Annotated in this window: 23 protein-coding genes; 19 read left to right on the forward strand and 4 right to left on the reverse strand. The window is 48.6% G+C overall.

From position 1 onward, the window contains the following. Window positions 1-4: 4 nt before the first annotated feature. From MAMMFC1_RS12655 to MAMMFC1_RS12685, 7 genes are all read left to right on the forward strand, one after another. The gene (locus MAMMFC1_RS12655; protein WP_126308853.1) at window positions 5-1,954 is read left to right on the forward strand and encodes a TonB-dependent receptor plug domain-containing protein; all 1,950 of its coding nucleotides are present in this window, start codon (window positions 5-7) and stop codon (window positions 1,952-1,954) included. A gap of 41 nt (window positions 1,955-1,995) precedes the next feature. Continuing rightward, window positions 1,996-3,045, forward strand: coding sequence for a radical SAM/SPASM domain-containing protein (locus tag MAMMFC1_RS12660; RefSeq protein WP_126308854.1), 1,050 nt, complete (start codon window positions 1,996-1,998; stop codon window positions 3,043-3,045). Window positions 3,046-3,067: 22 nt separating this feature from the next. Then, a complete protein-coding gene (locus MAMMFC1_RS12665; protein WP_126308855.1) occupies window positions 3,068-3,907 on the forward strand; it encodes an ABC transporter ATP-binding protein in 840 nt (279 codons plus the stop codon). Beyond that, window positions 3,908-4,648: an ABC transporter permease gene (locus MAMMFC1_RS12670; RefSeq protein WP_126308856.1), complete on the forward strand. Its 741-nt coding sequence runs from the start codon at window positions 3,908-3,910 to the stop codon at window positions 4,646-4,648. 66 nt (window positions 4,649-4,714) lie between these two features. Continuing rightward, window positions 4,715-5,629 (forward strand): ABC transporter substrate-binding protein, encoded by a 915-nt coding sequence (locus MAMMFC1_RS12675; protein ID WP_126308857.1) that lies wholly within the window; start codon window positions 4,715-4,717, stop codon window positions 5,627-5,629. A gap of 6 nt (window positions 5,630-5,635) precedes the next feature. Next, on the forward strand, window positions 5,636-6,664 hold the full coding sequence (locus tag MAMMFC1_RS12680; RefSeq protein WP_232035438.1) for a FecCD family ABC transporter permease: 1,029 nt from the start codon (window positions 5,636-5,638) through the stop codon (window positions 6,662-6,664). Beyond that, window positions 6,661-7,467 carry an ABC transporter ATP-binding protein gene (locus tag MAMMFC1_RS12685; protein ID WP_126308858.1) on the forward strand — a complete coding sequence of 269 codons (807 nt, stop codon included), beginning with the start codon at window positions 6,661-6,663 and terminating at the stop codon, window positions 7,465-7,467. Before MAMMFC1_RS12680 ends, MAMMFC1_RS12685 begins: the two co-directional genes overlap by 4 nt. Window positions 7,468-7,858: 391 nt before the next feature. On the opposite strand, the gene hypF is transcribed toward MAMMFC1_RS12685, so the two are convergent. From hypF to MAMMFC1_RS12705, 4 genes are read right to left on the reverse strand one after another with little or no spacing between them, the layout of a single operon-like run. Then, complete coding sequence (hypF, locus tag MAMMFC1_RS12690) at window positions 7,859-10,138, reverse strand: carbamoyltransferase HypF (protein WP_126308859.1); 2,280 nt, start codon at window positions 10,136-10,138, stop codon at window positions 7,859-7,861. A gap of 27 nt (window positions 10,139-10,165) precedes the next feature. Continuing rightward, a complete protein-coding gene (locus MAMMFC1_RS12695) occupies window positions 10,166-11,182 on the reverse strand; it encodes an ATP-binding cassette domain-containing protein (protein WP_232035439.1) in 1,017 nt (338 codons plus the stop codon). A 54-nt stretch (window positions 11,183-11,236) separates the two neighbouring features. Further along, complete coding sequence (locus tag MAMMFC1_RS12700) at window positions 11,237-11,923, reverse strand: GTP-binding protein (RefSeq protein WP_126308860.1); 687 nt, start codon at window positions 11,921-11,923, stop codon at window positions 11,237-11,239. Continuing rightward, the gene (locus MAMMFC1_RS12705) at window positions 11,914-13,149 is read right to left on the reverse strand and encodes an ABC transporter substrate-binding protein (RefSeq protein WP_126308861.1); all 1,236 of its coding nucleotides are present in this window, start codon (window positions 13,147-13,149) and stop codon (window positions 11,914-11,916) included. Before MAMMFC1_RS12705 ends, MAMMFC1_RS12700 begins: the two co-directional genes overlap by 10 nt. Window positions 13,150-13,764: 615 nt before the next feature. Here MAMMFC1_RS12705 and MAMMFC1_RS12710 point away from each other — a divergent pair. From MAMMFC1_RS12710 to MAMMFC1_RS12765, 12 genes are all read left to right on the forward strand, one after another. Further along, complete coding sequence (locus tag MAMMFC1_RS12710; RefSeq protein ID WP_126308862.1) at window positions 13,765-14,544, forward strand: methionine ABC transporter ATP-binding protein; 780 nt, start codon at window positions 13,765-13,767, stop codon at window positions 14,542-14,544. After that, a complete protein-coding gene (locus MAMMFC1_RS12715; RefSeq protein WP_126308863.1) occupies window positions 14,541-15,209 on the forward strand; it encodes a methionine ABC transporter permease in 669 nt (222 codons plus the stop codon). The genes MAMMFC1_RS12710 and MAMMFC1_RS12715 overlap by 4 nt, the downstream gene beginning before the upstream one ends. A 64-nt stretch (window positions 15,210-15,273) precedes the next feature. Next, window positions 15,274-16,347 (forward strand): ABC transporter substrate-binding protein, encoded by a 1,074-nt coding sequence (locus MAMMFC1_RS12720; RefSeq protein ID WP_126308864.1) that lies wholly within the window; start codon window positions 15,274-15,276, stop codon window positions 16,345-16,347. 716 nt (window positions 16,348-17,063) lie between these two features. After that, on the forward strand, window positions 17,064-17,417 hold the full coding sequence (locus tag MAMMFC1_RS12725; RefSeq protein ID WP_232035440.1) for a DUF2292 domain-containing protein: 354 nt from the start codon (window positions 17,064-17,066) through the stop codon (window positions 17,415-17,417). Window positions 17,418-17,714: 297 nt separating this feature from the next. Further along, complete coding sequence (locus tag MAMMFC1_RS12730) at window positions 17,715-18,794, forward strand: sulfate ABC transporter substrate-binding protein (RefSeq protein WP_269471834.1); 1,080 nt, start codon at window positions 17,715-17,717, stop codon at window positions 18,792-18,794. A gap of 182 nt (window positions 18,795-18,976) precedes the next feature. After that, window positions 18,977-19,822, forward strand: coding sequence for a sulfate ABC transporter permease subunit CysT (gene cysT, locus MAMMFC1_RS12735; protein ID WP_126308865.1), 846 nt, complete (start codon window positions 18,977-18,979; stop codon window positions 19,820-19,822). A gap of 14 nt (window positions 19,823-19,836) precedes the next feature. Next, entirely contained in the window at window positions 19,837-20,724 is an 888-nt protein-coding gene (gene cysW, locus MAMMFC1_RS12740) for a sulfate ABC transporter permease subunit CysW (protein WP_126308866.1), read from the forward strand. Between the two features lie 22 nt (window positions 20,725-20,746). Beyond that, window positions 20,747-21,820 carry a sulfate/molybdate ABC transporter ATP-binding protein gene (locus MAMMFC1_RS12745; protein ID WP_126308867.1) on the forward strand — a complete coding sequence of 358 codons (1,074 nt, stop codon included), beginning with the start codon at window positions 20,747-20,749 and terminating at the stop codon, window positions 21,818-21,820. A gap of 49 nt (window positions 21,821-21,869) precedes the next feature. Then, window positions 21,870-23,561, forward strand: coding sequence for an adenylyl-sulfate reductase subunit alpha (locus MAMMFC1_RS12750; protein WP_126310605.1), 1,692 nt, complete (start codon window positions 21,870-21,872; stop codon window positions 23,559-23,561). Continuing rightward, window positions 23,542-23,862, forward strand: a complete 321-nt coding sequence (locus MAMMFC1_RS12755; protein ID WP_126308868.1) for a 4Fe-4S dicluster domain-containing protein — start codon at window positions 23,542-23,544, stop codon at window positions 23,860-23,862. Before MAMMFC1_RS12750 ends, MAMMFC1_RS12755 begins: the two co-directional genes overlap by 20 nt. A 149-nt stretch (window positions 23,863-24,011) precedes the next feature. After that, entirely contained in the window at window positions 24,012-24,812 is an 801-nt protein-coding gene (gene cysD / locus MAMMFC1_RS12760) for a sulfate adenylyltransferase subunit CysD (RefSeq protein WP_126308869.1), read from the forward strand. Between the two features lie 198 nt (window positions 24,813-25,010). Next, complete coding sequence (locus MAMMFC1_RS12765; RefSeq protein ID WP_126308870.1) at window positions 25,011-26,744, forward strand: sulfate adenylyltransferase subunit 1; 1,734 nt, start codon at window positions 25,011-25,013, stop codon at window positions 26,742-26,744. Window positions 26,745-26,804: the final 60 nt, after the last annotated feature.

Below are 26,804 nucleotides of genomic sequence, written 5' to 3' on the forward strand. Positions count from 1 at the left end.
AATAATGAAAATGCGTAAGAAAAGACAGAACTTAGCCCTACTTATCGCCGGCGCGCTCATGCTGCAATTGCCAATGACCGTTTACGGCGAGGAAAATCAGGAATTTACCTTCGATCCCATGGTGGTTACCGCCAACCGGGTGGCGACCAAAATTTCCGAAGCCGGGGCAAATGTTACTGTTGTGACCAGGAAAGAAATTGAGCAGGGGAATTACAATACCATCAGTGAAGTGCTACGGAATGTGAGCGGTATTATTGTAACGGGTCAGGGCTATCCGGGCGCAGGCAATTACGCCAGAGTGCACGGTGACGACCGGGTGCTGATCATGATCGACGGGCGGCGGCTCAATATGGACAAGGGCGCTGGCACCGGCCGGGCCGGCTATGATTTAGCCAGCCTGCCAAGTCTCGCCAATGTGGAACGGATTGAAGTGGTAAAAGGCGCGCAGTCGGCCCTGTACGGTTCGGACGCGGTGGGCGGGGTTATCAACATTATTACCCGTAAAGGGGCTGCCGGCCGGACGGCTTTGGAATTTTCCAGCGGCTCCTGGGGAATGAGAAATTACGGGATAACCCATGAAGGCAGTAAAGATGGCTGGAGCTGGTTTTTCACCGCCGGCAAAAAGGAGCAAGACCGCTTTGCCTATAAGGACTACGCCACAGGCGAAGTAAAGGATATGCCTAACAGCTACTACGATCAGAACAATGTGACCTTCAGGCTGGACAAAGAAATCAGCGAACGCCAGTCAGTGACTTTTAATTTTGAACACGCCAATGATGAAAGCGGACAACCCTACATGGTTCCGGGCCGGGTCGTGTGGGGCGAATCCATGCATTATCCTTACGATTCTAAAACCAGCCTGTCCAATAACTGGGCATTAACCTACAATTTTGACAAAGGCTTGGAAACTGCCGGCTATTTGCGCATTTATGAAAACTACTATACTTCGACTATGCATGAATTAACCAGCGGGGTCTGGTCAGCCACTTCTTACAGCAACAGGGCCAGGGGTATCGAGTGGCAGGACGGGTGGCGGCTGAATGCTGATAACATTCTTGTCGGCGGCGCCGAATGGCGGGACACCCAGGTAACCAATGAAGGCAGCTATAACGGCAAATCCATAACCAACAAGGCCTTTTATGTTGAAGACCGGATGTCCCTGGGTGACAGATGGACCTTTACCCCCGGCGTACGCTACGATGACCACAACATGTTTGGCAGCAAGACTACGCCGCGGCTTTCTTTGAACTACAAGATGAATGGTGATACAAATATGTATGTTTCCTGGGGGGAAGTGTTCAATGCCCCTAATGCCGACGACTTATTCTGGCCGGATACCGGGTGGCTGGCGGGCAATCCCGATCTGAAACCGGAAACCGGACATGTGACCACCATCGGCTTGAATACCAGGCTCAATGCCAAAACCCGCCTCAGCGCCAGCTGGTTCACCAGCCAGCTGGACGACGCCATCGACTGGGCTGCGGACGCGTCAGGCAAATGGACTCCTTCCAATGTGGATAAGCAGAAAAAGACGGGCTTTGAACTGAACCTGACTTCGGTGCTTTCGCCGCAATGGAGTGTGGAAGCCGGCTATTCGTATATTAATGTGAAAAATAAAGGCCAGTCTGACCCGGATTATATCTGGGACACCAGCAACAGCCAGCCCCACGGCTACAAATTAGGCGTCAACTACACCTGCAATTCCTGGGACATTGGGCTGACGGGACGGGGCGCCTCCGGCAGAAGCCTGCAGGAATTTACTTCTTCCCGCTACTGGGTGTGGGATGCAGCGGTCAATTACCGGCTTAATAAGAATACCCGCTATTTCCTGAAACTCAATAATATTACCAATCAGGCTTACGAAATTGACGGCAATCCCGCCAGTAACAGCGGTGTCGGCGCTTTCCCCATGCCTGCCCGCAATTTTCAAATGGGGATACAATACCAGCTCTGATTTGTTTGCCGGCGTGATGCCGGGGTTCTTTGCGGATAGTGATGAGAAAGGTGAAGGAAATGATAAAAATGCTGGTCCTTAGTCTCACCGGCAAATGCAATTTTGCCTGCAAGTACTGCTACGCCGACCGGCACCCGCAGGACACGATGAGTATGGAAACAGCCGTGGGGGCCATAGAATTGGCAGCTCAGGCAGACCGGGCCTTTATTCTTCAGTTTAGCGGCGGCGAACCGCTTCTGGCTGCCGGATTGCTGCAGGACATTGTCCGGCATGTGCGCCGCCGCAAATTGCCGGCGGTCATGCAGCTTCAGACCAATGCCTCCCTGTTGACCCAGGATATTGTCCGGTATTTGCGGGAAGCCGGCGTGGGCATCGGAATCAGCCTGGACGGCAGGCCGGACATTAACGATCTAAGCCGTTGCTATACCGACGGCGCAGGGGCCAGCCAGGATATTTTGCTGGGAGCCAAGTGCCTCATAGCAAGCGGCGTGGACGTGGGCGTAACCTGCGTTGTCTCCAAGGCCAACGTGGGGCATCTGGCCGGCATAGTAGAAATGGCCTACTTTCTGGGGAATGTACGGCGAATTGGCTTTGATTTGCTGCGCGCTCAGGGGCGAGGCGCTTTATTGGAGCCGCCGTCTGCCAGTGAGGTGGAACAAGGCGTTGAGGCGGCGCTAATGATGACGGAACGGCTGTCCCGGAGTACCGGCCGGACTATTAAGATCTCCCAATTGGAAAGAGTCGAGACTCTGGCCGGGGGGAAAATCGGCGGTTTTGGTCATTGCCACGCTCTAAACGGCGAAGCGGCGTTTGTTGATGCCCGCGGCTATATTTACCCTTGCTCCTCCCTGGTGGGGGATGACGTGTTTTTGCTGGGACAAGTTGAGGCGGGAATTGATCCGGCAAAACAAAAACAGGTTACCTGCCTAATTCAGGACAGTATGGCTTTTTGCCTGCGGTGCCCGGATTTCTCCTTATGCGGGGGAGGATGCTTCGCCCGCTGGTATGGCTCCGGCGTTGGGAACGGCGCCTACCCGGCGGAGTGCGCCTTGAAAAAGGCGGCAATCCGCTGGCATCGGCAAGTCAATTGATGGAGAGGAAAGTGGTTATGCAATGATTCGCACGGAAGCACTGGCAAAAATGTACGGGGAGCGTGTGGCCTTAGATCGGGTAACGCTTGACGTCCGGCAAGGCGAGATTTTTGGACTCTTAGGTCCCAACGGCGCCGGCAAAACGACGATGATTCGAATCTTAACCATGCTGACCCGGCCTACTGCCGGCTATTTTGAGATTAACGGCTGGCAGCCCAAATTGGCTGAACAGAAAATGAAAGCCATTATGGGCATAGTTCCCCAGCATTTAAATCTGGATACGGATTTGTCGGTTAGAGAAAATTTGGAATTGCATGGCCGTTTGCATCATATGGCCGCGCCTGACCGCGTTAAACGCATTTTAGAATTATTAAACTTTGTGGAGCTTAAGGAGCGGGAGAATGACAAGGTGCAAAGCCTGTCGGGAGGAATGAAGCGGCGGCTGATGATTGGCCGGGCTTTGTTTCATGAACCGCAAATATTATTTCTCGACGAACCTACCATTGGCCTAGATCCCCAGGTACGCCGCCGGATATGGGATTTAATCCGCCGTTTGAATAACGAAAATACCACTGTTTTTGTGACAACCCATTATATTGAAGAGGCTGAACAGCTATGTAACCGGACCGCCATTTTGGATAAAGGCAGGCTGATTGCCCTTGACACTCCGGCTGACCTTTGTCAGCGGATGGGCTCTTATGTGGTTGAGTGGCATGTTGACGACTGCAAAAAGACACAGTTTTTTCATGAGCGAGGGGAAGCCGTCGACTTTGCCGGCACACTGGCAGCCAATGCCAGCATCCGGCGTTCAAATCTGGAAGATGTTTTTGTGGAATTAACGGGTAGAGGAGTGAACGACTAGATGTTTGCGGACATTGCCACTGTTTTTTGGCGGGATTGGGTTGTTCTGAAACGGCGAATAGGGGTGTTTATTTTTTCCCGGATGGTTACGCCCTTATTATATCTGGTCGCATTCGGCTGGGGACTGGGACGCAGTATTCAGGTCAACCATAGCAATTATCTCGATTTTATCGTGCCGGGTATTCTGGCGTTAAATTCTATGAACATCAGTTTTAATTCAGTCGGTTCACCGTTAAATATGAGCCGGTTATATTATAAAACCCTGGAAGAATATCTGCTGGCGCCGATTAGCGCCGGTGCGTTTGTTATCGGCAAAATCCTGTCCGGTACGCTGCGGGGTTTACTGTCATCGGCAATTATTGTCGTATTGGCTTATCTGTTTGGCGCTAATTTTATTCTCAATGGACCGTTTGTACTGGTTCTTGCCCTGAATTGCATGGTTTTTTCCTCCCTGGGGTTTATTGCGGCTATGATTATTAATTCCCACGAAGATATGGGCAATTTTAGCACTTATGTTCTGCTGCCGATGTCCTTTCTCAGCGCTACTTTTTTTACTACCGATAAATATCCGGCGCTTGTCCGCTGGATTTTGGACCTGTTGCCTTTGACCCACGCCAGTTACGCTTTGCGGGCAATCGGCGCCGGCGGGGAGGCTGCCGGCGTATCGTGGGCGGTCCTGGCGGCGTATTGCATAATCTTTTTTTTGCTAAGTGTTTGGCTGATGAACAAGGTCCGGGAGTGAAGCGTTGACTTTTATTTCCTAATTTGCTATAATTCTATTATTTAGGTATGCAGTCTTGAGGATAAAATGAAGCAAAGAAACTTTTTTTTCTTTTTTGGCGCTGTTGTCATCCTTTTATTATTCCTTGTTATCTTTCCTGCCCTTACAGAACAGGAACCGACAGGAGTAACGGGAGGGCAACCGACTGATTCCTTAAACCGTAAAATCCATATCCCTGTTTTCAAACCGCAGCGAATTGTGTCTTTATCCCCGGGAAATACGGAGATTATTTATGCTTTAGGCGCAGGGGACCGGTTGGTCGGGGTTACTACCTACTGCGACTATCCGGAAGACGCAAAAAAGCTGCCGAAAGTCGGGGGCTTTGAAAAACCCGACATTGAGCAAATTTTGCTGTTGAAACCGGATCTGGTTATTGCCGGCGGCAGTTTTCACACCGGCGCCATCCGCACTTTGGAAAAGGCGGGTGTGCCCGTAGTGGCCGTCGAGCCGAAAAACCTGGCTGAACTGACGGCGTCTGTCCGGCTGATTGCAACTGTTATCCATGAGACGGATAACGGGGAAGAAGCCATTGCCAGGATGGAGGCATCGGTGAATAAGGTGAGAAGCCGCATTGGTGAGTCGGCTTACCGGAAAAAAGTATTTATTGAAATTTGGGACATGCCTTTGTTAGCAGTGGGAGGCAAATCATACATAAATGATATTATCACTCAGGCCGGCGGCGTAAATGTTGCGGCAGGCAAAGAAACCTTCTATGCATTGTGCGATGATGAAACCTTATTTTCGTATGATCCGGATATTTACATTGTAGCCCGTCACGACAGGGGGGGCAGCCGGGAACGGGTCTTCCGGCGGTTCGAAACGGAACATGTACGGGCAATCAGGGATAACAAGGTATTTTATATATCGGATGATTATCTCGACCGGCCGGGCCCGCGCAGTTTTATTGCGCTGGAACAACTTGCAGATATATTACAGGATTAAAGGTAGATGCTCATGATCCAAATTCGTTTCATACCTAAACAGGCAATCTTTCCCCTTTTTTCCCTGGCAGCCCTGTTTGTCAGCCTGTTGCTTATGCTAACAATCGGCACTGCTTCTATTGGTTTTAAGGATGCTGTTGCCTTGCTGGCCAAGGGAATGTTTAACATTCCCATCAGCGAAGGAATTGACCCTGCCTACAGCGCTATTCTGCTGGATATCCGCTGGCCGCGGCTGGTGCTGGCCATGTTGGCGGGAAGCGGCCTGGCAGTATCAGGCGCCTGTTATCAGGCAATGTTTAATAATCCCCTGGGCGACCCGTTTATTTTGGGGATCTCGTCGGGAGCGGCGCTGGGAGCTGCGATTGCCATTATTATGCAGCACTCCCAGTATCTTAGCCTGTTTGCTTTCTTAGGCGGAGTGGTTACCATATTCACGGTTTATGGCTTGGGACGCACCGGACCCACAGGCCTTGACAGCAACCGGCTGCTTTTGGCCGGCGTTGCTTTCGGTTCTTTGCTAAACGCGTTGTTGTTTGCGTTGATGGCTATCAATACCCGGCAGGTAACGGAAATTTTGTTCTGGATAATGGGTAATCTTACCAATCCGGTGGAGAACTTGCCGGCAGTGGCGGCTCCTGTGCTGTTGGGAGGGCTGGTGATCTGGGTCCATGCCCGGGATTTGGATATTATTACAACGGGGGATGAAAATGCGAAGTATTTAGGGGTGGATGTCAGCCGGATCCGGATTATCATCCTTCTGGCGACGGCGCTGGTCACCGGTACGGTAGTATCGGTATGCGGAGTTATTGGGTTTATCGGCTTAATTGTGCCCCATCTTGTGCGTAAGCTGGCCGGTTTGCAGCATGGAACACTGCTGCCGCTGTGCGCCATATGGGGAGCCATATTTTTGCTGTGGGCCGACGGCCTGACGCGCATGGTTCCGGCCCTGGCGCAAATCCCGGTGGGGATTGTGACTGCAATGTTTGGAAGTCCCTTTTTCCTTTATATACTTTACCTGGGAGGGAGAGGTCGATGACTGCCAATAAGGCTTTTCCGGTCCTGCGGGCTGAATCACTGACTGCGGGGTACAATGGCAAACCGATAGTATCAGACATTGATTTTACAGTAGATCACGGTGAATTTCTCAGTATTGTGGCCCCCAACGGAACAGGCAAGACAACGCTGATCCGGACACTGGCGGGGGTACTGCCGCCGCTGCATGGCGCCGTATCCGTCTGCGGACGCAATGTTGCCGGCTATTCGCGGCGCGATCTGGCCAAACTGGTGGCAGTCGTCGGTCAAAACGAGAGCGTAGCGGACTATACTGTCGAGCAAGTTGTGGCAATGGGACGTTATTCCCATATTCCCCGGTTTGGCAGCCGGACGCATCAAGATGAATCAATCATTAACCGCGTGCTGGCTCAGGTGGGAATGAAGGAAAAACGCAAAATATTTGCCGGTCAGCTCAGCCAGGGGGAACGTCAAAAAGTTACTGTCGCCCGCGCTTTGGCCCAGTGCCCGAAGCTGCTGATATTAGATGAGCCGACATCCCATCTGGATGTAAAGAATCAGATCGAAATCCTTAGACTAATCAAACGCATGACGGCCGAACAGGGATTGACGACATTGGCCGTGCTTCACGATATCAATCTGGCCAGTCATTTTAGCACCCATCTGGCGTTCTTGAAAGACGGCAGAATGACCTCGTACGGTCGCACGCAAGAGGTGCTGTCGGTTGAGACTTTGCAAAATCTCTACGGTATGAACTTTACTTTGCTGAAGGATGCCGGCAGTATATTCGTACAGCCTGACTATGGGCTGGGGGATTATAACCAGTAAATATTTGCAATAGTAACAAATCTTATTGTCAAACTCCTTAAAAAAAGTGTTGACAATTTATCGAATATTAAGTATGATAGTAAAAAAGACACATAAAAATGATCAATAATATGGGTGGTTGACCAGAAAAAAGCTGGAGACGATAGGTCTTTAGCTTTTTATATTTTTAACGGTCGAAGCCCAGATTAAAAATCTAACTTGACAGACTTTATTGAAAGATGCCCTTTGCCTATTTTACATAGATGCGGCCGCCCAGCCGGTGCAAAGCGCGCAACCCGCAGCATCGCTTGGCGGCACCCCCTTCTCATGTTATCTCATTATCATTATCCTCCTAAGCCGTCTTTTTATGGGCGGCTGCTTTTTTTTGCGTTTATCCAACTGGCGCTGCCGTTTACGACCGCTTATATTTTTCTGCAGCTATGATTGCTTGGCCTAAGGCTAAACCGCCGTCATTGGGCGGAGTCTGCCAGGGTAAATAAACACGCAAACACTTTTCTTGCAGAAGGTTCGCTACTTCGGTAAGCAATCTGATATTCTGGAATACTCCGCCGCTAAGGACAACCTTGCCGATGCCTGTTTCTGAATTGATTAGTTGCACCATTTCGACTATGGCATTGGCAATCGTAGTATGAAATGACGCTGCCAAATAGTCTTTACTATGTTCGCGTTGCGCCAGTTCCACCAGGGCGCAGAAAGACGACGAAAAATCCAGCTGTTTTACCGTGCCTGGTATAATGCTATAGGGTAACGGGTTGCCGGTAGTTTTCCCGGCTATCATTTCCAGTTCCACAGCCGCCTGACCCTCATAATTTATGCTATTTCGCAAACCAATAATGGACGCCGCGGCGTCGAACAACCTGCCGGCGCTGGAGGTTAACGGTGAATTGATACCCTTTTTGGCAGCTTCCATAATTAAGGGCCACTCGTTGGGCAAGTCGCGAATGAAGGGAATGCGCAAGCCGGTGAGATTGGTTCCAAATAGTTCATAAAGCAACCAGGCGGCTAGGCGCCAGGGTTCTTTAACAGCCTTGGTTCCGCCGGGAAGTGTCAGATACTTGCAGTGTCCGGCCCGGGTAAAATTATAATAGTCGGCAACTAAGAATTCGCCGCCCCATAATGTTCCGTCAGTACCATAGCCTGTTCCGTCAAAAGCCACACCTATTACCGGTTCGTATAATCCATGCTCCGCCATGACGGCGGCAATGTGGGCGTGATGGTGCTGCACAGCTACTTTTGGCAGAGCAAGACTTAATGCATATTTCGTTGACAGATATTCGGGATGCAGGTCGTAGGCTGCTATCTGAGGTTTGATATTGAACAGACGGCGGTAGTGGTCTATGGACTCCAGGTAGTAATTGTAGGTTGCCAGATTCTCCAGGTCGCCGATATGGGCGCTAAGATAAGCCTTGTTCCCGTAAGTTAGGCAGAAGGAATTCTTTAACTCTCCGCCACAGGCCAGGGTGGGTACTGTTTTTTGCGCAAGATGTATCGGACTGGGCGTATATCCCCGGCTTCGCCGCAAAATATAAGGTTTACCGGAAAAAATACGTACCACCGAGTCGTCAGCCCGGCGGTAAATATCACGGTTATGCACCAAAAAATAATCGGCGATAGGATTGAGGCGCTCCAACGCATCGCCATCTTCATAGGCGATAGGTTCGTCGCTGGTGTTGCCGCTGGTCATCACCCAAACATCGTCAGGGCCGAGCAGCAACTCATGGGCAGGGGTATAGGGAAGCATAACGCCAATGCGGGGATTGCCAGGGGCGACCTGTTGGGCTAAATTATAAGCCGGGCTTTTATCCAGCAGCACTATTGGCCTGACGGCGCCGGTGAGCAATTCCGCCTCAACTTGTGAAACAAGGCATTGCTGTTTTACTGCTTCCAAGCTTCCGCACATTACAGCAAACGGTTTATCTTCCCGTATTTTTCGTCTTCTTAGTGAATCAACAGCTACAGGATTAGTTGCGTCACATGCCAGATGATATCCCCCCAGGCCTTTAACCGCCACTATTTTCCCTTGGGCAATAAGTCGTTTGGTTTCAATGAACACATTTTTGCCGTCAGGAATAGAAACTTCAGAAACTTCCGTGGAGTTTCTATTTATTAAACGATAGTTGGGGCCGCATACCGGGCAGGCGTTGGGTTGCGCGTGAAATCTTCGGTCTGCAGGGTCATCATATTCTTTTTGGCAGACCGGGCACATGGGGAATTCGGTCATGGTGGTGGCAATCCGGTCGTAAGGCATATTCTTAATTATAGTGTAACGCGGACCGCAATTCGTACAGTTAGTAAACGGGTATTGGAAGCGTCTGTCTTTACTGTTTAAGGTTTCTCTTCGACAGTCCGGGCAAGTTGCAATATCCGGCGATACCATAGGTACCTGCCCTTGGGACGGAAGGCTGTCTTTAATAACGAATCCGGCTTCGCCCTTAACTTGGCAGACATCTACCGACACCCCGGTCAATTGTGCAAGCGGCGGCTTTTCCTGGTGAAGAGCGTTTACAAACTCATAGGCTTCGGGTTCTTCCCCTTCAACTTCAATGCAGACACTATCCCCGTTGTTAAGAACCCAGCCGCCTAAATGACAGCGACAGGCAAGCCGGTAGACAAAAGGACGAAAACCAACGCCCTGAACGATACCATGAACTGTTATCCGAAGACGAACCATTAAATAATCCTCCAAGTTCCGGATGCATCACATTACCAATCCCAGCTCCGCCGGACTCAGGTCAATTCGACCGCCGTCCCGCAGCACGTTCCTGATGGCAGCCAGCTGCCGGTCCATTTTCTCCAGTATTGCCAGGTTGCTCCGTTCTTGTTCTGATGTTGGGATAACTTGGCTGATACCGCCGTTTTTAATCACCAGGCGCTTGTCGCCCATTAAGGCCAATATTGGATCATGGGTGGCCATCAGCACGATTTTTTGCTTATCCACCAGGAGACGCAGCGCTTTCTGGCGGTCGATGCCGGCATTTTCGATTTCGTCAATCAAGACGATGGGAGATTTGCTTAAGTATGCGGTATCGGCAATCATTAGCGCCCGGGACTGGCCCCCGCTCAGGGCGGTGACAGGAGTGTGGGGCAAAAACCCTTCGCCGGCCAATTCGTTGGCTTTGGCGATGATGTTCCGGGTCACTTCGGCAATGTTCTCCACCATGCGGCTTTCGGCATGCATGTTTACGAATTCTTCCACCGACAGGTCCATAATGAAATTCATATTCTGCGATAACTGGGCCACTAGTTTATGTTCGACGGAAAATCGCCGTTTTGTATCCGGCACTTGTCCGTTCACCAATATTTTCCGATTGGTGGGCGTGTCCCGCTGCGCCACCCATTCGATATCCGCCAGCAGCCGGCTCTTGCCTGAGCCGGTGGGACCGACAATGCAAATAATTTCCCCGGCATTTATAGTCAGCAGTACGTTTTCCCCATTCCCATCCTTGTCGATGCCGCCCATGATGGTGATGGAATTGACTTTTTCATCCTGGGTTTTCAATTGCTCCATCTGCGACATAAAGGTGATGAATTGGTCCACAAGCGACCGGCGTTCCATACCCATGGTCGCCAGTACTTCATCCTCTATAGCGGCAAAAAAATTCGCAAGCAAGTCCGACGGCTCAGCGCGCACCGGCAGAGTTTGAAAAAAATCTGCCGCGTAAGGGTATTCAACAAGCAACTCCCCTACGGTCAGGGAAAGCATCCTATCCCGCACCGGCTTCACCTCCTGCTAATTTCCTGACTATGATTAAGTATGATCCAGTATGATCTAGCCCAGATCCATCCTTTTGACGTTGCCCATCTGGAAGTTCTCACCAATCCGGGTTTGCCCTAAACAGTAGGAGCAGGTAGCCGCCGGCATGGAGAACCGCAAATGACACCCGGCAAGGCTGTCAAAATGGGCAGCTGCCTTGAACAGCCGGCTGGCTTCCAGCGCTCCCTGGCCGGTAATGCCGTTGATATGGACAATGGTGGCTCCCGGGTTGGCCTGCCGCACCCGGAAGGCGAATACTTCCCGTTCGGCCTGGGATACGATGTCGCCTTTCGTTATAATAACAACATCGGCTAACTTCAACATGGGGCCGATTTTTTGCGGTGTATGCACACCGCTAAGGTTGTCAATCAGGCAAACTGCCAAAGCGCCCCGGATATGCGGTGAACACCTGTTGCACAGGCCGGCGCTTTCGCTGATCAGCATATCGAATTTGCTCCGTTTGGCCCACTCCAGGCAGTCCTCAATATTACTGACAAAAAAATGGTCCGGGCAAAGGTTGCCCGACAGACCGAGCTTGGCCACCACACCCCGTTTCTGATATAGTTCCTGGTCCTTGGTAGACAGGCAGTCGAACTTTACGACTCCCACTTTTAACCCGTCGGCCCGCAGCGAATCAATGATTTTCAAAATTGCGGACGTCTTGCCCGACGAAGGCGGCCCGGCTACGGTGACTAGCTGCACGGCGGCATTCCTCCCTCGCGGTGAAATTGCAGGAACTTGCGGTTGAGCTCTTCAACCAGAACCTCAATATCGCATTCCTTTACATAGTCCCAGCCCAGCCACTTGAATTTGGCATCCGCCGGCAGGTTGTTCCTGGTTGCGGGATGGGCGGCCGGGAAAAATGCGTCGGCGCAAATTTGGGCTGCCTGCGGTCCTGTAAGATAATCGGCCAGTTCCTTAAGTTCCTCCAGTTTGGCAGCCTTGATCAGCAACGACACCGGATAGGCCAGGGCTCCGTCTGCCGGCCAAATAATTTCTATATTGCGGCGGTCGGTGATAGTTTCGGCAAAAAAGCGCGGCATGATATGGATGGGCGGCACATCAGCGCGGCTGCTTGCTAACTCTCGCACCATCTGCGCCGGATGCAGCCCGTAACGTACGGCCTTAGCCAGGCCGGCAATCCCCTGTAGGCCGTAGTCCTTATAGTAGTTCATCTGGACGATGTCGCAAAAGGTGTCGCCATGGCCGCGGATTACGACTTTCTTAGCATAAATGGGATCGATTAGATCGCCCCAGTTTTTTGGCGCCGGCAGGTCGCCGAGTCGTTTGTTATCTACGACCATTACCAAGGTATTTACGGCAATAACGGTAAAATGCCCTTCCGGGTCGACAATCCCGGCCTCGGTCAACCGGGGATGGATCTTTTGGACGGGGACGCAGGTGAATACGCCGGTGTTAACAAAGCGCTCAATAAATTTTTTATGAAAGAAATCGTAGCCGGTTGTAAGTATTACATCAGGCACTTCGTCAGGGTCTTCAAAATATTTGATATAATCATCGTAATTCAGTAGTTTATTCGCAGACACTTCTATGCTGTAATTCAATTCCAAGCCTTTTTCGTAACGCAGATGCTCCAGCAGAATTTTCAGTTCATCCTGTAAGGGGACTTTCAACGGACAAGGTAAAAGGGTCAACATATTCAGTTGGCCGCTGTCGCCGGGAACTATTGCCTGCAGTTCCCGATAACGATTGGTTTCGGCAATTTTTTCTTCCAGCAGCCGGACAAATACCTCAGCGTTCATGTTTTTGCTCTTCAACGCGGTTTTCAGTTTTAGCACCGGGCCTAACTGTTTCACGACGGTATCGTCGGCAAACGCAGGAAAGCCGTTATGGACAAACACTTCCCGCGTTTCAGGAAATGCTTCGATAATCTGTCCGATTGTTAGATCAAAGTTTCCTAAGCCCATAGTTTTTCCCTCCTTATGAAAAAACAACCAAAGCTGAGGTCCCCGCCGGCCTCAGTTTAGTTGATACCTCATCGTATAGCCCGTTACTTTCATTTTTCATACATTGTAATATGAAAACTTGCTCAAGTCAATATTGACCATGGCGCCCAAACCCTTCTCTGCGCAAGGGAAAAGCCGGCTTGAATATGCTACAGATATTGACAAGTAATTGTGGTGGGTGTATGATGTATAATAAGTGAGTAAGATTAGATGACTAAGATACATTGCTGACTAGTCGAGAGCTAGAGGCGGCATCCCATTGGCTGCATCCCATTATAATGGGATATAGTCTTTTTTGTTTGCTACCAACGGGCATCAAAGTATAGCTGTAGCCAAACAGGGCAATTCAATTATTAGTTTGAAATGCAGCAAGAAAATTCAATATCTTTGGTATTGTTCAAAGTTGACCAGAAATGCTGGAGGCTTGGTTTCTTAATCTATTGTCAAAGTAGATGCGGACCAGGCCTCCTTTATTTCATATTACTGATAAGCATGGTACATGCCTTGGCAACGGGAGTTTTCAGAGTGAGTAGCTTGCAGCCAGGAGCCAAAGGTAGAAAAGCGAGTTGAAAATTTTTGATATCTATTAAAAATTTAAACAAAACCTATGTTACGCCACATTCCAAAATAACGGCGTTAAGCAACATAAACCTGGAAATTGAGAAAGGTGATATTTTTGGCATTATCGGCTTTAGCGGGGCTGGCAAGTCAACGCTGATAAGATGTATAAACCGGCTGGAAGAGCCTGATTCCGGCACTATTCTTATTGAAGGGCAAGACATCACCGCCATGAATAACACGCAGTTAAGACTGGCGAGAAGAAAAATCGGGATGATTTTTCAGCAGTTCAATTTGCTTGATGCCAAAACTGTATATCAGAATGTGGCCTTTCCCCTGGAAGTGTCCGGATATCCTAAGAAGCTGATTCACAGCAGAGTGGAGGAAATTCTTGAGTTAGTAGGATTAGCGGATAAGGCAAAGGCTTATCCGCTGCAGTTAAGCGGCGGTCAAAAGCAGAGGGTTGGTATTGCGCGGGCCCTTTCCAATGAGCCGAATGTCCTCTTAAGTGACGAAGCTACTTCCGCCCTTGACCCGCAAACAACGTATTCCATATTGGAACTGCTGAAAGATATAAATAAAAAGCTTGGTCTGACAATTGTTTTAATAACTCATGAGTTGGATGTGTTGAAACATATCTGCAATAACATGGCTGTTATTGAACAGGGAGAAATTGTTGAAAACGGGCCTGTTGAAAAATTTTTCCTGAACCCTGAGAGTGACACGGCTAAACGGTTTATTGACATACTGCAGGGTTTTCAGGCAAAAAGGGTATACAGAGGAGGTGAAGGAATTTGAACGACGATTTGCTGGACCTGTTGCTGACCGGACTCGGCGAAACTGTGTACATGGTAGTGTTCTCCACCGCCGTCGCCCTTGTGCTTGGACTTCCGCTGGGAATTATACTTGTGGTTACTGAAAAGGGATATGTGTTGGAAGCTCTTAAGTTTAATAAAATCCTTGGGACATTAATCAATGTGGTACGCTCCTTTCCTGACATTATACTCATTGTTGTTTTATTGCCTTTGGCAAGGTTCATTGTGGGGACAACATTAGGTTCCACAGCGGCCCTTGTGCCTCTGTCCATCGGCGCAGCGCCGTTCATCGCGAGAATTATCGAGAACTGCCTCAAAGAGGTTAGCTTTGGCAAGATTGAGGCAGCCATGGCTATCGGCGCCAATCCATTAACAATAATCACCAAAGTCCTTATCCCCGAGGCTCTGCCTTCTCTCATCCGGGGGATAACAATCGCGGTGATTGCGATTACCGGCATGACGGCGGTTGCCGGGGCGATCGGAGCCGGCGGCCTCGGCAGCCTCGCGATACGGTTTGGATACATGCGATTCAGAGACGATGTGATGCTAGCCACGGTCGTAACATTAATCATTCTTGTGCAAGGTGTGCAGTGGGGGGGAGATTATTTAGCCAAATACATTAATAGAAAAAGGTATAAGTTTGATTAAGCTTGCTAACGGAGGGGAATAAAGAAGATTTATGGAAAAGCAAAATTTTTGGTGGATTTGTATAATGAAAAAAAGGATTTTTATAATGTCACTTGCGGCTGTCATTATGTTTATGCTCCTGGCGGCGGCAGGATGCGGCAAATCTTCAGTAACTAAGGATGCTGCCGGCGAAGCTGATAAACCTAAATTTGTTAACGGCAAGCTTACCAAGGAATTTCATCTTAAAGTCGCAACTTTTCAAAGCTATAATGAGTTTACCATCGCCGACAAACTGGGCTTTTTCAAGGAAGTGGGGATTATCCCGGAATATACCGGCGTGATCAATACGCCGGCATTGGCAGTGCAGGCAGTAATTAAAGGCAACAATCATCTATTGGCTTTGGGACATCCCATGGATATTGCGGCGGCCAGGCTGGCGGGAGCTAAGATCAAGATTGTGCTTCACAGCATGGTAGATGATCCTGATCCGGATAAAATGCATATAACATGGCTAACGAAGAGTGACAGTCCAATTAATTCTCCCCAGGATATCGTTGGTAAAAAGATAGCCCTCAACGGCACTTCCGGTTGTGCAGGACTAATATTTGATGAATTTTTACGCCAGAACAATATTCCCAAAGATAAACTTACTATTGTGGTAATGCCGGATAAGCAGCAGGAACAGGCTCTGAAACAGGGACAAATCGATGTGGCGGCGCTGCACAATGTTTATACAAAAGCCACCAGAAACACAGGCGGCGTGAAAGTACTTACCACCAGCTACAAGATCAATGAAGTCAACGGCGGCGGCCCGCTGGGCGGTCTGGCCGTCAGATCCTTCAGTGAAGACTTTATCAAGGAATATCCTGATGTTGTCAAAGCCTATATTGCTGCCGATTTGAAGGCGCAGCACTGGATTATGAACCACTATGATGAATCACTGAAGATTATGGCAGACTTCTTACAGGTGGATGTCAAGGATGTAGCGGGAAATGTCTATCCCAATCAGTGGTGGATTCAGGATAATGATATTAATTACTGGATTAAACTGGGGGAGCAGAATGGATGGTATAAACCCGGGGAAGTAAGTCCCAAAGATCTGTACACAAATGATCTCAATCCCTATTATACGAAGGAGATTCCTATTCCTGCAAATTAAAAGATCAACGATATTGTTTTGAAGGCTGATTGTTAATAATACCGCTGTATCTTATATATTAAGTATATTAAGAGTATATTGACAAATCGGCAACATGAAGTATAATAAAATACAATACATATTGAATATATTATTGGGCTGATCAGAAAAACTGAAGGCTAAGTTCTCTTTCGATGCACCAACTTTAGCCTGTTTTACGCGTTTCTTTGACAGGTATTCTTTGCCTGAGGGTTACGGAAATAGTAACCAAATAAATGAATAACGGATTTGACTGGTCAGTAATATACTGAAGGCAAAGAAATTTCCTGGATTTCTTGACACAGGGATTGATCTTTGCCTTTTGAATTTATAACACCAGGCGAATATCCGTTCATATTACCCGTTCCCCATGAAAGAATTATCATGCTGACAGGGGGAAAGATAGAAAAAATACCTTGACAAGTGCAAGAAGCTATGAAATTATAAATGTAATTAATTCCGGATTGTATCATAATAATGAAGTGAACTCGTTTAGCCTTTGCTAAACTTCGGGGCTTCGGTGGGGGACTCTACCCCCACCGAAGTTTGGAAGTGGTAACACCCACTTATAGAAGTGGGTGTCTTCGAAATTGGATAATATTAAATATTAATATTAAATTTAGCTGATCAGATAACTGAAGGCTAAGGAACTTTTTCGCAGATAGTTCCTTAGCCTTTTTATTTTGGAGGTGTAAGGTGTGGGGAAAATAGCTCGCCCAAAAATTCTGCCGCCGCAAGTCATGGAATTGATTGGACATGCACTTCATACGGTCCAGTACGGATACCTGATCTTGACAGTTCAGGATGGATGCGTAATTCGAATGGAAAAAACGGAAAAATATGTGTTTTCCTCCAAAAACAAAGCTGGATATGTTAAGCGGAATGTGCCGGTGGGGGAACACTTGTTACAGTCCAAAATTATTGCCGAGTTGCAAGGATTGATGTATGGCCAGTTGATTATTCATTTAGAAGACGGCAAGGTAGGACTGATAGAAAAAACTGAGAAGCGACGCATCAATGAGTATGAAGGGATTAATGGGGACGGTATATAAAGGTATATAAAAAATTACCCTAAAAAATTTATCTCCATTGCCAATTGCCAATTGACAATTGGCAAAATGCAATTTAAAATAAAATAAACCAAGCGGCTAAGCGGCTGAAATGTAATAGTGTTAAACACAGATATTAACGAGTTTACCGACCAGATAACTGGAGGTTGACCATTTTACATGGTTAGCCTCTTTTATTTTTGCTTAAATTGGCCGATACTGTTTCGAAGCTAAAGGTGAACCATAATGATAATAATGGCTGACCTTTCGTGAAGTTCAACAAAAAAGGAGAGAGTGGTTATGTACATGTTAAAGCGAAGACTTAAAACAGGCACACCGAAATTAATTTTGCTGATAGTTGTGCTGTCGCTGATCGCAGTCACCTTAACAGGCTGCGGAGCGAAACAGGAAACTTCCGCCGAGAAAGGTAAAGCGGCCGAACCGGTAAAATTACTTAACGTTTCTTATGATCCGACGCGTGAATTGTACAAGGAATTCAATGAATCTTTTGCTGATTATTGGAAAAACAAAACAGGTCAAACCGTTACCATACAACAATCCCACGGCGGGTCGGGCGCACAGGCGCGTACGGTGCGCGAGGGAATTGAGGCTGATGTTGTGACCTTAGCTTTAGCTTATGACATCGACGAACTGGCTACGGCGGGACTTATCCCGGCAGACTGGCAAAAACGTTTAGCCAACAACTCGACGCCATATACATCTACCATTGTATTTCTCGTCCGCAAGGGCAACCCCAAGAATATCAAGGACTGGGACGATTTAGTCAAGCCTGGCGTGTCGGTCATCACGCCCAACCCTAAAACATCCGGCGGCGCCCGGTGGAATCATCTCGCGGCCTGGGGTTATGCCTTGAAGAAAAATGGCAACAATGAAGCCCAGGCCAAAGAATTTATTGCCAAGCTGTATCAAAATGTACCGGTACTGGATTCCGGCGCCCGGGGCGCAACAACTACATTTGTGGAGCGGGGCATCGGTGATGTGCTCCTGGCTTGGGAAAATGAGGCCCTGCTGGCGGAAAAAGAGCTGGGTAAAGACAAATTTGAGATCGTTGTGCCTTCCATCAGTATTTTGGCCGAGCCTCCTGTTACGATAGTCGACAAAATTGTTGATAAAAAAGGAACCCGGGAAGTGGCCCAGGCCTATCTGGAATATCTCTATACCGATAAGGGGCAGGAACTGGCGGCCAAGCATTTCTACCGGCCGCGTTCAGAAGCAATTGCCCAGAAATATGCCAGTCAGTTTCCTAAAGTCAGTCTGATCACCATAGCAGATCTTGGGGGCTGGACCGAGGCCCAAACCAAACACTTTAAAGACGGCGGTATTTTTGACCAAATTTATACGCCGAAGGCCAAACAGTAGAAAGGACGTGCTTTTTCAGCAACAGCGCCGGGTACTGCCAAGTTTAAACAGCACAATATAATTAACTTAAAGGTAGCTACTGATAAGCATAGCGAAATGACTGTATGCAACGGCGCCTCTGCTCGATTTAGAGCCCGTAGAGGCGCTCTTTGTCTGAGTGAAATACAAAGTGAGGAATAATTATGGCCATCAAGTCCTTATCCTTTAAGAAGCACAGTATCTTACCCGGTTTTGGCCTTACCATGGGGTTCACCATGATGTATCTGGGTCTGCTGGTCTTGCTTCCCCTGTCCACGATTATTATTAAAACAGCCGGGATAGGCTGGTCACAGTTATGGGATATTGTTACGGCGCCCAGATTGGTTGCCTCTTACAAATTGAGCTTTGGGGCATCGTTGATTGCGGCTCTTATTAATGCAGTTTTCGGGCTATTGGTAGCGTGGGTATTGGTTCGCTACACGTTTCCCGGCAAGCGGATTATAGATGGGCTGGTCGATCTGCCGTTTGCGTTGCCGACGGCTGTTGCCGGCATTACCCTCACAACCCTCTACGCTCCCAATGGATGGATTGGCAAGTATTTGTCGCTTATTGGGGTGAAGGGCGCATACTCGCCTTTGGGGGTAGTTATCGCCTTAACCTTTATCGGTTTGCCTTTTGTCGTACGAATGGTTCAACCGGTTCTGCAGACTTTAGACAGGGAGGTGGAGGAAGCGGCTGCCAGCCTGGGGGCAACCCGCTTCCAAGCCTTCACGAAAGTCATCCTGCCTGAATTATTTCCCGCTTTATTGACCGGTTTCGCCCTGGCGTTTGCGCGGGCGTTGGGGGAATATGGCTCGGTTGTTTTCATTTCCGGCAATATGCCGATGCAAACAGAAATAACTCCTCTTCTGATTATGACCAAACTGGAACAATTTGACTATGCCGGTGCCAGCGCCATTGCGGCCGTAATGTTGATCGCCTCTTTTGTACTGCTGTTTTTAATTAATCTTTTACAGTGGTGGCAGAGCCACCGGCATCAGGAAATTTGAGGAGGTGAGTCGAAATGGCTGGAAGTGTTACCCTGCGGCGGGGGATGGAGCCGGAACAAGAGAATTCTAGAATGATAACAGAACGGCCGGCTGTTCGCTGGATATTGACCGGCTTGGCTCTTGGCTATCTTGGATTGATGCTGATCATACCCCTTATTGCCGTCTTTGCGAAAGCTTTTGAACGAGGTATTGAACTGTATATCAACGCCATCGTTTCCGCTGATGCCTTGTCCGCAATTTACCTGACTTTGTTAACAGTCGCAATTGCAGTGCCGATGAATACGGTTTTCGGTTTAGCCGCAGCCTGGGCTATCGCTAAATTCGAATTTAAAGGAAAAAATTTCCTTATAACACTGATTGATCTGCCTTTTGCTATCTCACCTGTCATCGCGGGTTTGATATTCGTGTTTCTTTTCGGTAAACCGGGAATCTTTGGCCCTCTACTGGCAGCCCATGATATAAAAATTATCTTTGCCGTTCCCGGCATAGTCCTGGCTACCGTTTTTGTCACGTTTCCCTTTGTTGCCCGTGAACTGATCCCGCTGATGGAGTCCCAGGGGACAGCTGAGGAAGAAGCGGCTTTGACTCTTGGCGCCAATGGGTGGAAAACTTTTTGGCGGGTTACTTTGCCGAATATCAAGTGGGGATTAATCTACGGGGTGATTTTGACCAGCGCCAGGGCTGTTGGAGAATTCGGCGCGGTATCGGTTGTTTCCGGCCATATCCGCGGGTTTACCAATACTCTGCCGCTGCATGTGGAGATTTTGTACAACGAGTACCAGTTTACAGCAGCTTTCGCCGTTGCGTCCTTGATGACGCTCATGGCGGTTGTCACCCTGGTGGTAAAGAATATCGTCGAGTGGAAAGTACAGCAGCAGGGTCAAGCGGCTGAACTCGAATGAAATTAAAAGGGGCAGTACAGTTATGAGTATTCAGATCGTCAATGTCAGTAAACAGTTTGGCGCCTTTACGGCGTTAAAAGATATTAATCTGACGGTCCCCACCGGCGAACTTGTGGCTCTCCTGGGTCCTTCCGGTTCGGGGAAAACCACTTTGTTACGCATCATCGCCGGTTTGGAAACGGCGGATCAGGGGACCATCCTCTTTAACGGCGAGGATACCAGCAATACCAATGTTCAACAAAGACGGGTAGGATTTGTATTTCAGCACTATGCGCTGTTCCGGCACATGACTGTCTCGGAAAATATCGCTTTCGGGCTAAACGTCCGGCCGCGCAGTCTTCGGCCTTCGAAAAAGGAAATTCAGGAAAGAGTCTATGAACTTTTAAGCCTGGTAAAGCTGGAGGGGTTAGCCAACCGCTATCCTGCCCAACTCTCGGGAGGGCAACGGCAAAGGGTGGCGTTAGCCCGGGCCCTTGCCGTTCAGCCGCAGATGCTGTTGCTGGACGAACCTTTTGGGGCATTGGATGCCAAAGTCCGTAAGGAACTGAGGCGATGGCTGCGGCAGCTCCATGATGAATTGCACATCACCAGCGTTTTCGTTACCCATGACCAGGAAGAAGCCCTGGACGTAGCGGATCGCATTGTAATACTGAACAAAGGTCAGATCGAACAGCTCGGCACGCCGGAGGAAGTTTATGAACATCCTAAGAATCCGTTCGTATACGATTTCCTGGGAAATGTGAACCTTTTTCAAGGCCGCATTCATAAAGGCAGAGTTACTATCGGCTGCATTGAACTGGATGCGCCTGAATATGCCCACACTTTGGACACTCAGGCAGTAAGCTTTGTTCGCCCTTATAATATCGAAATAGAACGGGAACCCCAAGGGCAGGAATTTATCCCGGCGCGCATTCTTTTTATCCGCGCAGTCGGCCCGGTTGTTCACCTGGAATTAAAAAGGGAGGATACCGGCGAACTGGTTGAGGTGGAATTGGGCAAAGAACGGTTTGGACAGCTCAATCTGAAAGCCGGTGAAAATGTATTTGTTAAACCCAAGGACTTAAAAATCTTTATTCCCGAAGATTATGTGATCTAAAACAGATGAACCATCATTCAGGGAGGATAAAGGAAAGTTGTGTGAATTGATGAGATTGGAAGATAAACAACTGGAAACAGATATTCTCATAATTGGCGGCGGGACGGCCGGATGCTTTGCGGCGCTCACAGCCACAGAAAACTCTGATGCCAAGGTGATTATCGCCGAGAAGGCCAACATCAAGCGCAGCGGCTGTCTTGCGGCCGGGGTTAATGCCCTTAACGCGTATATTGTGAAAGGTCAGACCCCGGAAACATACCTCGAATATGTTAAAAACGATTCCGAAGGCTTAATACGGGAGGACCTGGTCTATACCATGGCCCAGCGGTTGAACAAGGTGACTGAGAAGATTGAGAGCCTGGGTTTGGTCATCCAGAAGGACGCCCAGGGAGAGTATGTGTCCAGGGGCACAAGAAACATCAAGATTAACGGCGAGAACATCAAACCCATCCTGGCCGAAACTGTATTAAAGAGTCCGAATATTACCGTGTTGAACCGGGTCAATATGATTGACTATATAATACAAGACGGAAAAGTTGCCGGCGCCTACGGGTTTTCTTTAGACACCAATACTTTTTACGTTATAGCCGCCAAGGCGGTAATCTGCGCTACCGGCGGGGCGGCAGGTCTTTATAGACCCAATAATCCCGGGTTCTCCCGCCATAAAATGTGGTATTGTCCGTTCAATACCGGGGCCGGATATGCAATGGGAATCAGAGCGGGAGCGGAAATGACCACATTTGAAATGCGGTTTATCGCCTTGCGGTGCAAAGATACCATAGCCCCCACCGGGACTATTGCCCAAGGGGTGGGGGCGCAGCAGATCAACAGCCGCGGTGAGGAATACGAGAAGAATTACGGCCTTCCCAAAACTCCCAACCGGGTATTCTCCACAGTTGAGGAAAACAGAAATGGCCGGGGGCCCTGTTATTTAAAAACAACGGGCATCACCGAAGAACAGCAGCAAGAGCTTTACAAAGCTTATCTGAATATGGCGCCAGCTCAGACGCTTAAATGGTTTGAAGCGGGAAAAGGTCCCGCCGGGCAAAACGTAGAGATTGAAGGAACCGAACCTTATATTGTCGGGGGCCATACCGCCAGCGGCTACTGGGTGGATACCGGCAGGGCCACTACCCTGGCAGGCCTTTATGCAGCCGGGGATGTGGCCGGCGGCAGTCCGCAGAAATATGTTACCGGCTGCTTCGCGGAAGGAGAAATCGCGGCATATTCTGCGTTGGAGTATGTAAAAGGAAAAAGCAATATATGGCCGGAAAACGATCAAATTGCCGCGAAGCTGGCAGCCGTTAACGGATTCTTGCAAGGTAGGCCCGGACGGTACGATGAGGAAGATATTGAAGAGGCTATGCAAAAAACAATGGATGATTACGCCGGCGGAATTTCCTCCGGTTACGTCTACAATTCGAAAAAGCTTCAGGTCGCCAAGGCTCGGGTGGATGAGCTGCTCCCTATGTGTCAGGATCTTAAAGCCGACAGTCTTCATCAACTGATGCACATTTATGAAGTGATAGACCGGCTCTACGTTTGCCGGGTGCTTATTCATCATCTGGAAGCGCGGCGGGAAACCAGGTGGCATTCTTTTCAGGAAAATGCCGATTATCCGCAGCGGGATGATGCCAACTGGTTATGGTATGTAAATTCGCGGCTTATCGAGGGACAAGTAAAGATTGTCAGGCGAGAATTAGTTAAAAAGGATGAGGTCTATGAGCATAGTAATCAATAAAGAAAAATGTTGCGGCTGCGGCAAATGCCGTGAAGCCTGTCCCGGAAGCTTGCTATACCCGGCTGACGACGGTAAGACCTGTATTCGCTACCCCAAGGACTGCTGGGGCTGCACTTCCTGTGTTAAAGAGTGCGAATACGGCGCTATTCAGTATTATCTCGGAGCAGAAATTGGCGGTAAAGGCGGTTTTCTTTATACCAGGCAGGAAGGACAGGGAAACTTTCTGCAATGGATTATTGTCGGCCCCGGCGGAGAGGAAAGGATAATCACAATTGATAAAAATAAGGCTAACTCGTACTAGATCCTTTAAGTATCGACTCAGTTACCGAATGACACGAACTATCCTGAAAAACTAAAACGCCGTAAGACAAAGGAACCGGAACCACAGAGACACAGAGAACACAGAGGGACACAGAGAAGGATAGTCAGAGGTTTAGGAGGGCATTGGGCATGGATCATTTGGACAGATTGGAAGCGCAGAGCATTTATATACTGCGGGAGGCTTATAAAAAATTTGGCAAGTTAGGCATGTTGTGGTCAATTGGTAAAGACTCGACCGTTTTACTGTGGCTGGCGAAAAAGGCGTTTTTCGGGCATTGCCCTTTTCCCTTCATTCACGTGGATACCACCTATAAGATTCCCGAGATGATCCGGTTCCGGGACCGGATGGCCAGGGAATACAAGCTTGAGCTTATCGTTCATACGAACGAGGAGGCGTTACAAGCAGGGATGGGTCCGGAAAAAGGGCGCTTAGCCTGCTGTAAGGCGCTTAAGACCGATGGTCTCCAGCAGGTGGTAAGCAAATATGAATTTGAGGGACTTATTTTAGGTATCAGGCGGGATGAGGAAGGCTCCCGCTCGAAAGAAAGAGTTTTCAGTGAGCGTAACAAAGACTCCGAATGGGATTATACCAACCAGCCGCCGGAACTTTGGGACCAGTTCAAAACGGAATTCCCCAAAGGCAACCATATCCGGGTGCATCCCATCCTGCATTGGAACGAAATCGATGTCTGGTCCTACATTGGCAGGGAAAATATTCCCTTAGTTGATCTTTATTTCGCCAAAAGCGGCAAACGGTATAGAAGTCTTGGCTGCGCCCCCTGTACAGGACAAATAGATTCTAATGCAACTACCATTGACCAAATTATTGAAGAACTAAAAAATACCAAAGTGAGCGAGCGGGCCGGGAGGGCTCAGGACCAGGAAGACTCCTACGCCATGCAAAAATTGCGTAAAGACGGTTATATGTAAAGCTATGTAGGAGTCAGGAGTCAGAATTCAGGAGTCAGAATGAGAACCGGCAAATACATTTGAAGACTTGCCGGTATGGCAGAAAGCGCACTTGTTAAATTGCTGGAAGCGTATTCGCGCAGCATTCAAAAATTCCGGCCACTGAATTCTGAATGCATCAATATAACAATCATATGCCGGATGGGAGGCCAATAGAGGATGGACACAGATCGGGAAGTACTTAACGTTGTTGTTGTCGGTCATGTAGACCATGGGAAGTCTACAGTTATCGGCCGGCTGCTGTATGATACCAAGTCCTTGCCGGAAGGGGCAATAGACAGGGTAAAAAGAATTTCCAGGGAAAAGGGCAAACCTTTTGAATATGCCTATCTGCTGGACGCGTTCGAAGAAGAACAAAAACAGGGAATTACCATTGATACCACCCAACTGCAGTTTCACACCGACAAACGGGATTATGTCATTATTGACGCGCCGGGGCACAAAGAATTTCTTAAGAATATGATTTCCGGCGCCGCCAGCGCCGAAGCGGCGCTGCTCATTATCGACGCTTACGAAGGGATTCAGGAGCAGTCGCGCCGGCATGGATATATATTGTCGCTGCTCGGTATCCAGAAGGTCTATGTGCTGGTTAACAAAATGGACCTGATCGATTATTCGCAGGAAAAGTTTACCGAGCTGAGAAGTGAAATGAATGAATTCTTGAATAACCTGCACGTTTATCCACTCAGGTATATACCTGTTTCGGCATTTTACGGCGAGAATATGACTGCCCCCTCGGCTAAAATGCCTTGGTTCAAAGGGGAACCGCTTTTAAAAGCTATCGACTCTTTCGAAAAGGACAAGGGCCTTGAGCAGAAGGCATTACGCTTTCCCATCCAGGATGTGTACAAGTTTGACAGCAGGCGGATCATTGCCGGTAGAATCGAGTCAGGTACATTGACTGTCGGTGATGATGTTGTAATATTACCCAGTGCTAAGGCGACAACAGTGAAAACCATTGAGTACTGGGCCGAAAGAGATAAAAAAAGCAGGGTATCCGCCGGCATGTCGGTTGGAATTACGGTTGAGGACGAGTTCTTTAACCAGCGGGGCGAGTTCGTTGTTCATAAAAATGACGTACCGCATGTTGCGGACATTTTTCGGGCCAATTTGTTTTGGCTGGGGAAAAACCCTCTCGTGAAAAACAAAGAATACAAACTGAAGCTGGTAACCCAGGAAGTTGAATGTGAAATTTATTCGGTACTAAAAGTAATCGACGCTACGACATTGGCGGCGGTTGACGACGCCCAGGCGGTAAAAACAAATGATGTAGCGGAAGTTATTATCCGGACCAGGAAGCCAATCTGTTTTGATGAATTTAAAAATAATCCAATTACCGGCAGGTTTGTTCTTGTCGACGGTTACAACGTCAGCGGCGGCGGAATTGTCTCGGGGCTGTATACTCAAATACAGACAGTTACGAAGTTTGTGAAGAATGAAGCCGCAATAGCGATGGAGGTCAAACTTTTTGACGAATATTTCTATATCCTTGCGGAAAGCGCCATAAGAAGGTTTGCGGCCAAGGCGCATACCTTCGCGGTGGGAGATGTAATTCCTGCCATAGGGAGAACATACGAGTACCCTGAAGATTTTGATGTTCTGGATCTGGAGACCAAGCTGGTGGCGGTTATCAGGAACTTCAAGCTTAAAGATATTGTCAGTTTTCCGGGATATTCCCATAGTTCGGTACCGATACTTGACGCCAACGGTGCTTGGATAAAACTGGATTCTGTCGGCAGTTTTCAAAAGTTTGCAGCGGAAATTGAATTATTAGATACTATAAATGGTGATCAGCTAACCGTGTTTGCCAACAAGTGGCTTGAGTTCTCCAAATTCAGATATATCCAATACAGACAGGCAGGCAGCGAATTGGACAGTGAGTATCACATATAACATAACCCTGCCTGTACCGCGCGAAACTGACAGAAATGCCCCTCAGTTCTGAAAGAAGAA

Origin of the sequence: Methylomusa anaerophila, from assembly GCF_003966895.1 — a bacterium.
In the GTDB taxonomy this organism is placed as follows: domain Bacteria; phylum Bacillota; class Negativicutes; order Sporomusales; family Sporomusaceae; genus Methylomusa; species Methylomusa anaerophila.

What these genes read in the sequence shown, in the direction of transcription:
- MAMMFC1_RS12655 (WP_126308853.1), top strand. Translation starts at nt 5, where the DNA reads ATGAAAATGCGTAAGAAAAGACAGAACTTAGCCCTACTTATCGCCGGC.
- MAMMFC1_RS12660 (WP_126308854.1), top strand. Translation starts at nt 1,996, where the DNA reads ATGAGAAAGGTGAAGGAAATGATAAAAATGCTGGTCCTTAGTCTCACC.
- MAMMFC1_RS12665 (WP_126308855.1), top strand. Translation starts at nt 3,068, where the DNA reads ATGATTCGCACGGAAGCACTGGCAAAAATGTACGGGGAGCGTGTGGCC.
- MAMMFC1_RS12670 (WP_126308856.1), top strand. Translation starts at nt 3,908, where the DNA reads ATGTTTGCGGACATTGCCACTGTTTTTTGGCGGGATTGGGTTGTTCTG.
- MAMMFC1_RS12675 (WP_126308857.1), top strand. Translation starts at nt 4,715, where the DNA reads ATGAAGCAAAGAAACTTTTTTTTCTTTTTTGGCGCTGTTGTCATCCTT.
- MAMMFC1_RS12680 (WP_232035438.1), top strand. Translation starts at nt 5,636, where the DNA reads ATGCTCATGATCCAAATTCGTTTCATACCTAAACAGGCAATCTTTCCC.
- MAMMFC1_RS12685 (WP_126308858.1), top strand. Translation starts at nt 6,661, where the DNA reads ATGACTGCCAATAAGGCTTTTCCGGTCCTGCGGGCTGAATCACTGACT.
- hypF (WP_126308859.1), bottom strand. Translation starts at nt 10,138, where the DNA reads ATGGTTCGTCTTCGGATAACAGTTCATGGTATCGTTCAGGGCGTTGGT.
- MAMMFC1_RS12705 (WP_126308861.1), bottom strand. Translation starts at nt 13,149, where the DNA reads ATGGGCTTAGGAAACTTTGATCTAACAATCGGACAGATTATCGAAGCA.
- MAMMFC1_RS12720 (WP_126308864.1), top strand. Translation starts at nt 15,274, where the DNA reads ATGAAAAAAAGGATTTTTATAATGTCACTTGCGGCTGTCATTATGTTT.
- MAMMFC1_RS12730 (WP_269471834.1), top strand. Translation starts at nt 17,715, where the DNA reads ATGTACATGTTAAAGCGAAGACTTAAAACAGGCACACCGAAATTAATT.
- cysT (WP_126308865.1), top strand. Translation starts at nt 18,977, where the DNA reads ATGGCCATCAAGTCCTTATCCTTTAAGAAGCACAGTATCTTACCCGGT.
- cysW (WP_126308866.1), top strand. Translation starts at nt 19,837, where the DNA reads ATGGCTGGAAGTGTTACCCTGCGGCGGGGGATGGAGCCGGAACAAGAG.
- MAMMFC1_RS12745 (WP_126308867.1), top strand. Translation starts at nt 20,747, where the DNA reads ATGAGTATTCAGATCGTCAATGTCAGTAAACAGTTTGGCGCCTTTACG.
- MAMMFC1_RS12750 (WP_126310605.1), top strand. Translation starts at nt 21,870, where the DNA reads ATGAGATTGGAAGATAAACAACTGGAAACAGATATTCTCATAATTGGC.
- MAMMFC1_RS12755 (WP_126308868.1), top strand. Translation starts at nt 23,542, where the DNA reads ATGAGCATAGTAATCAATAAAGAAAAATGTTGCGGCTGCGGCAAATGC.
- cysD (WP_126308869.1), top strand. Translation starts at nt 24,012, where the DNA reads ATGGATCATTTGGACAGATTGGAAGCGCAGAGCATTTATATACTGCGG.
- MAMMFC1_RS12765 (WP_126308870.1), top strand. Translation starts at nt 25,011, where the DNA reads ATGGACACAGATCGGGAAGTACTTAACGTTGTTGTTGTCGGTCATGTA.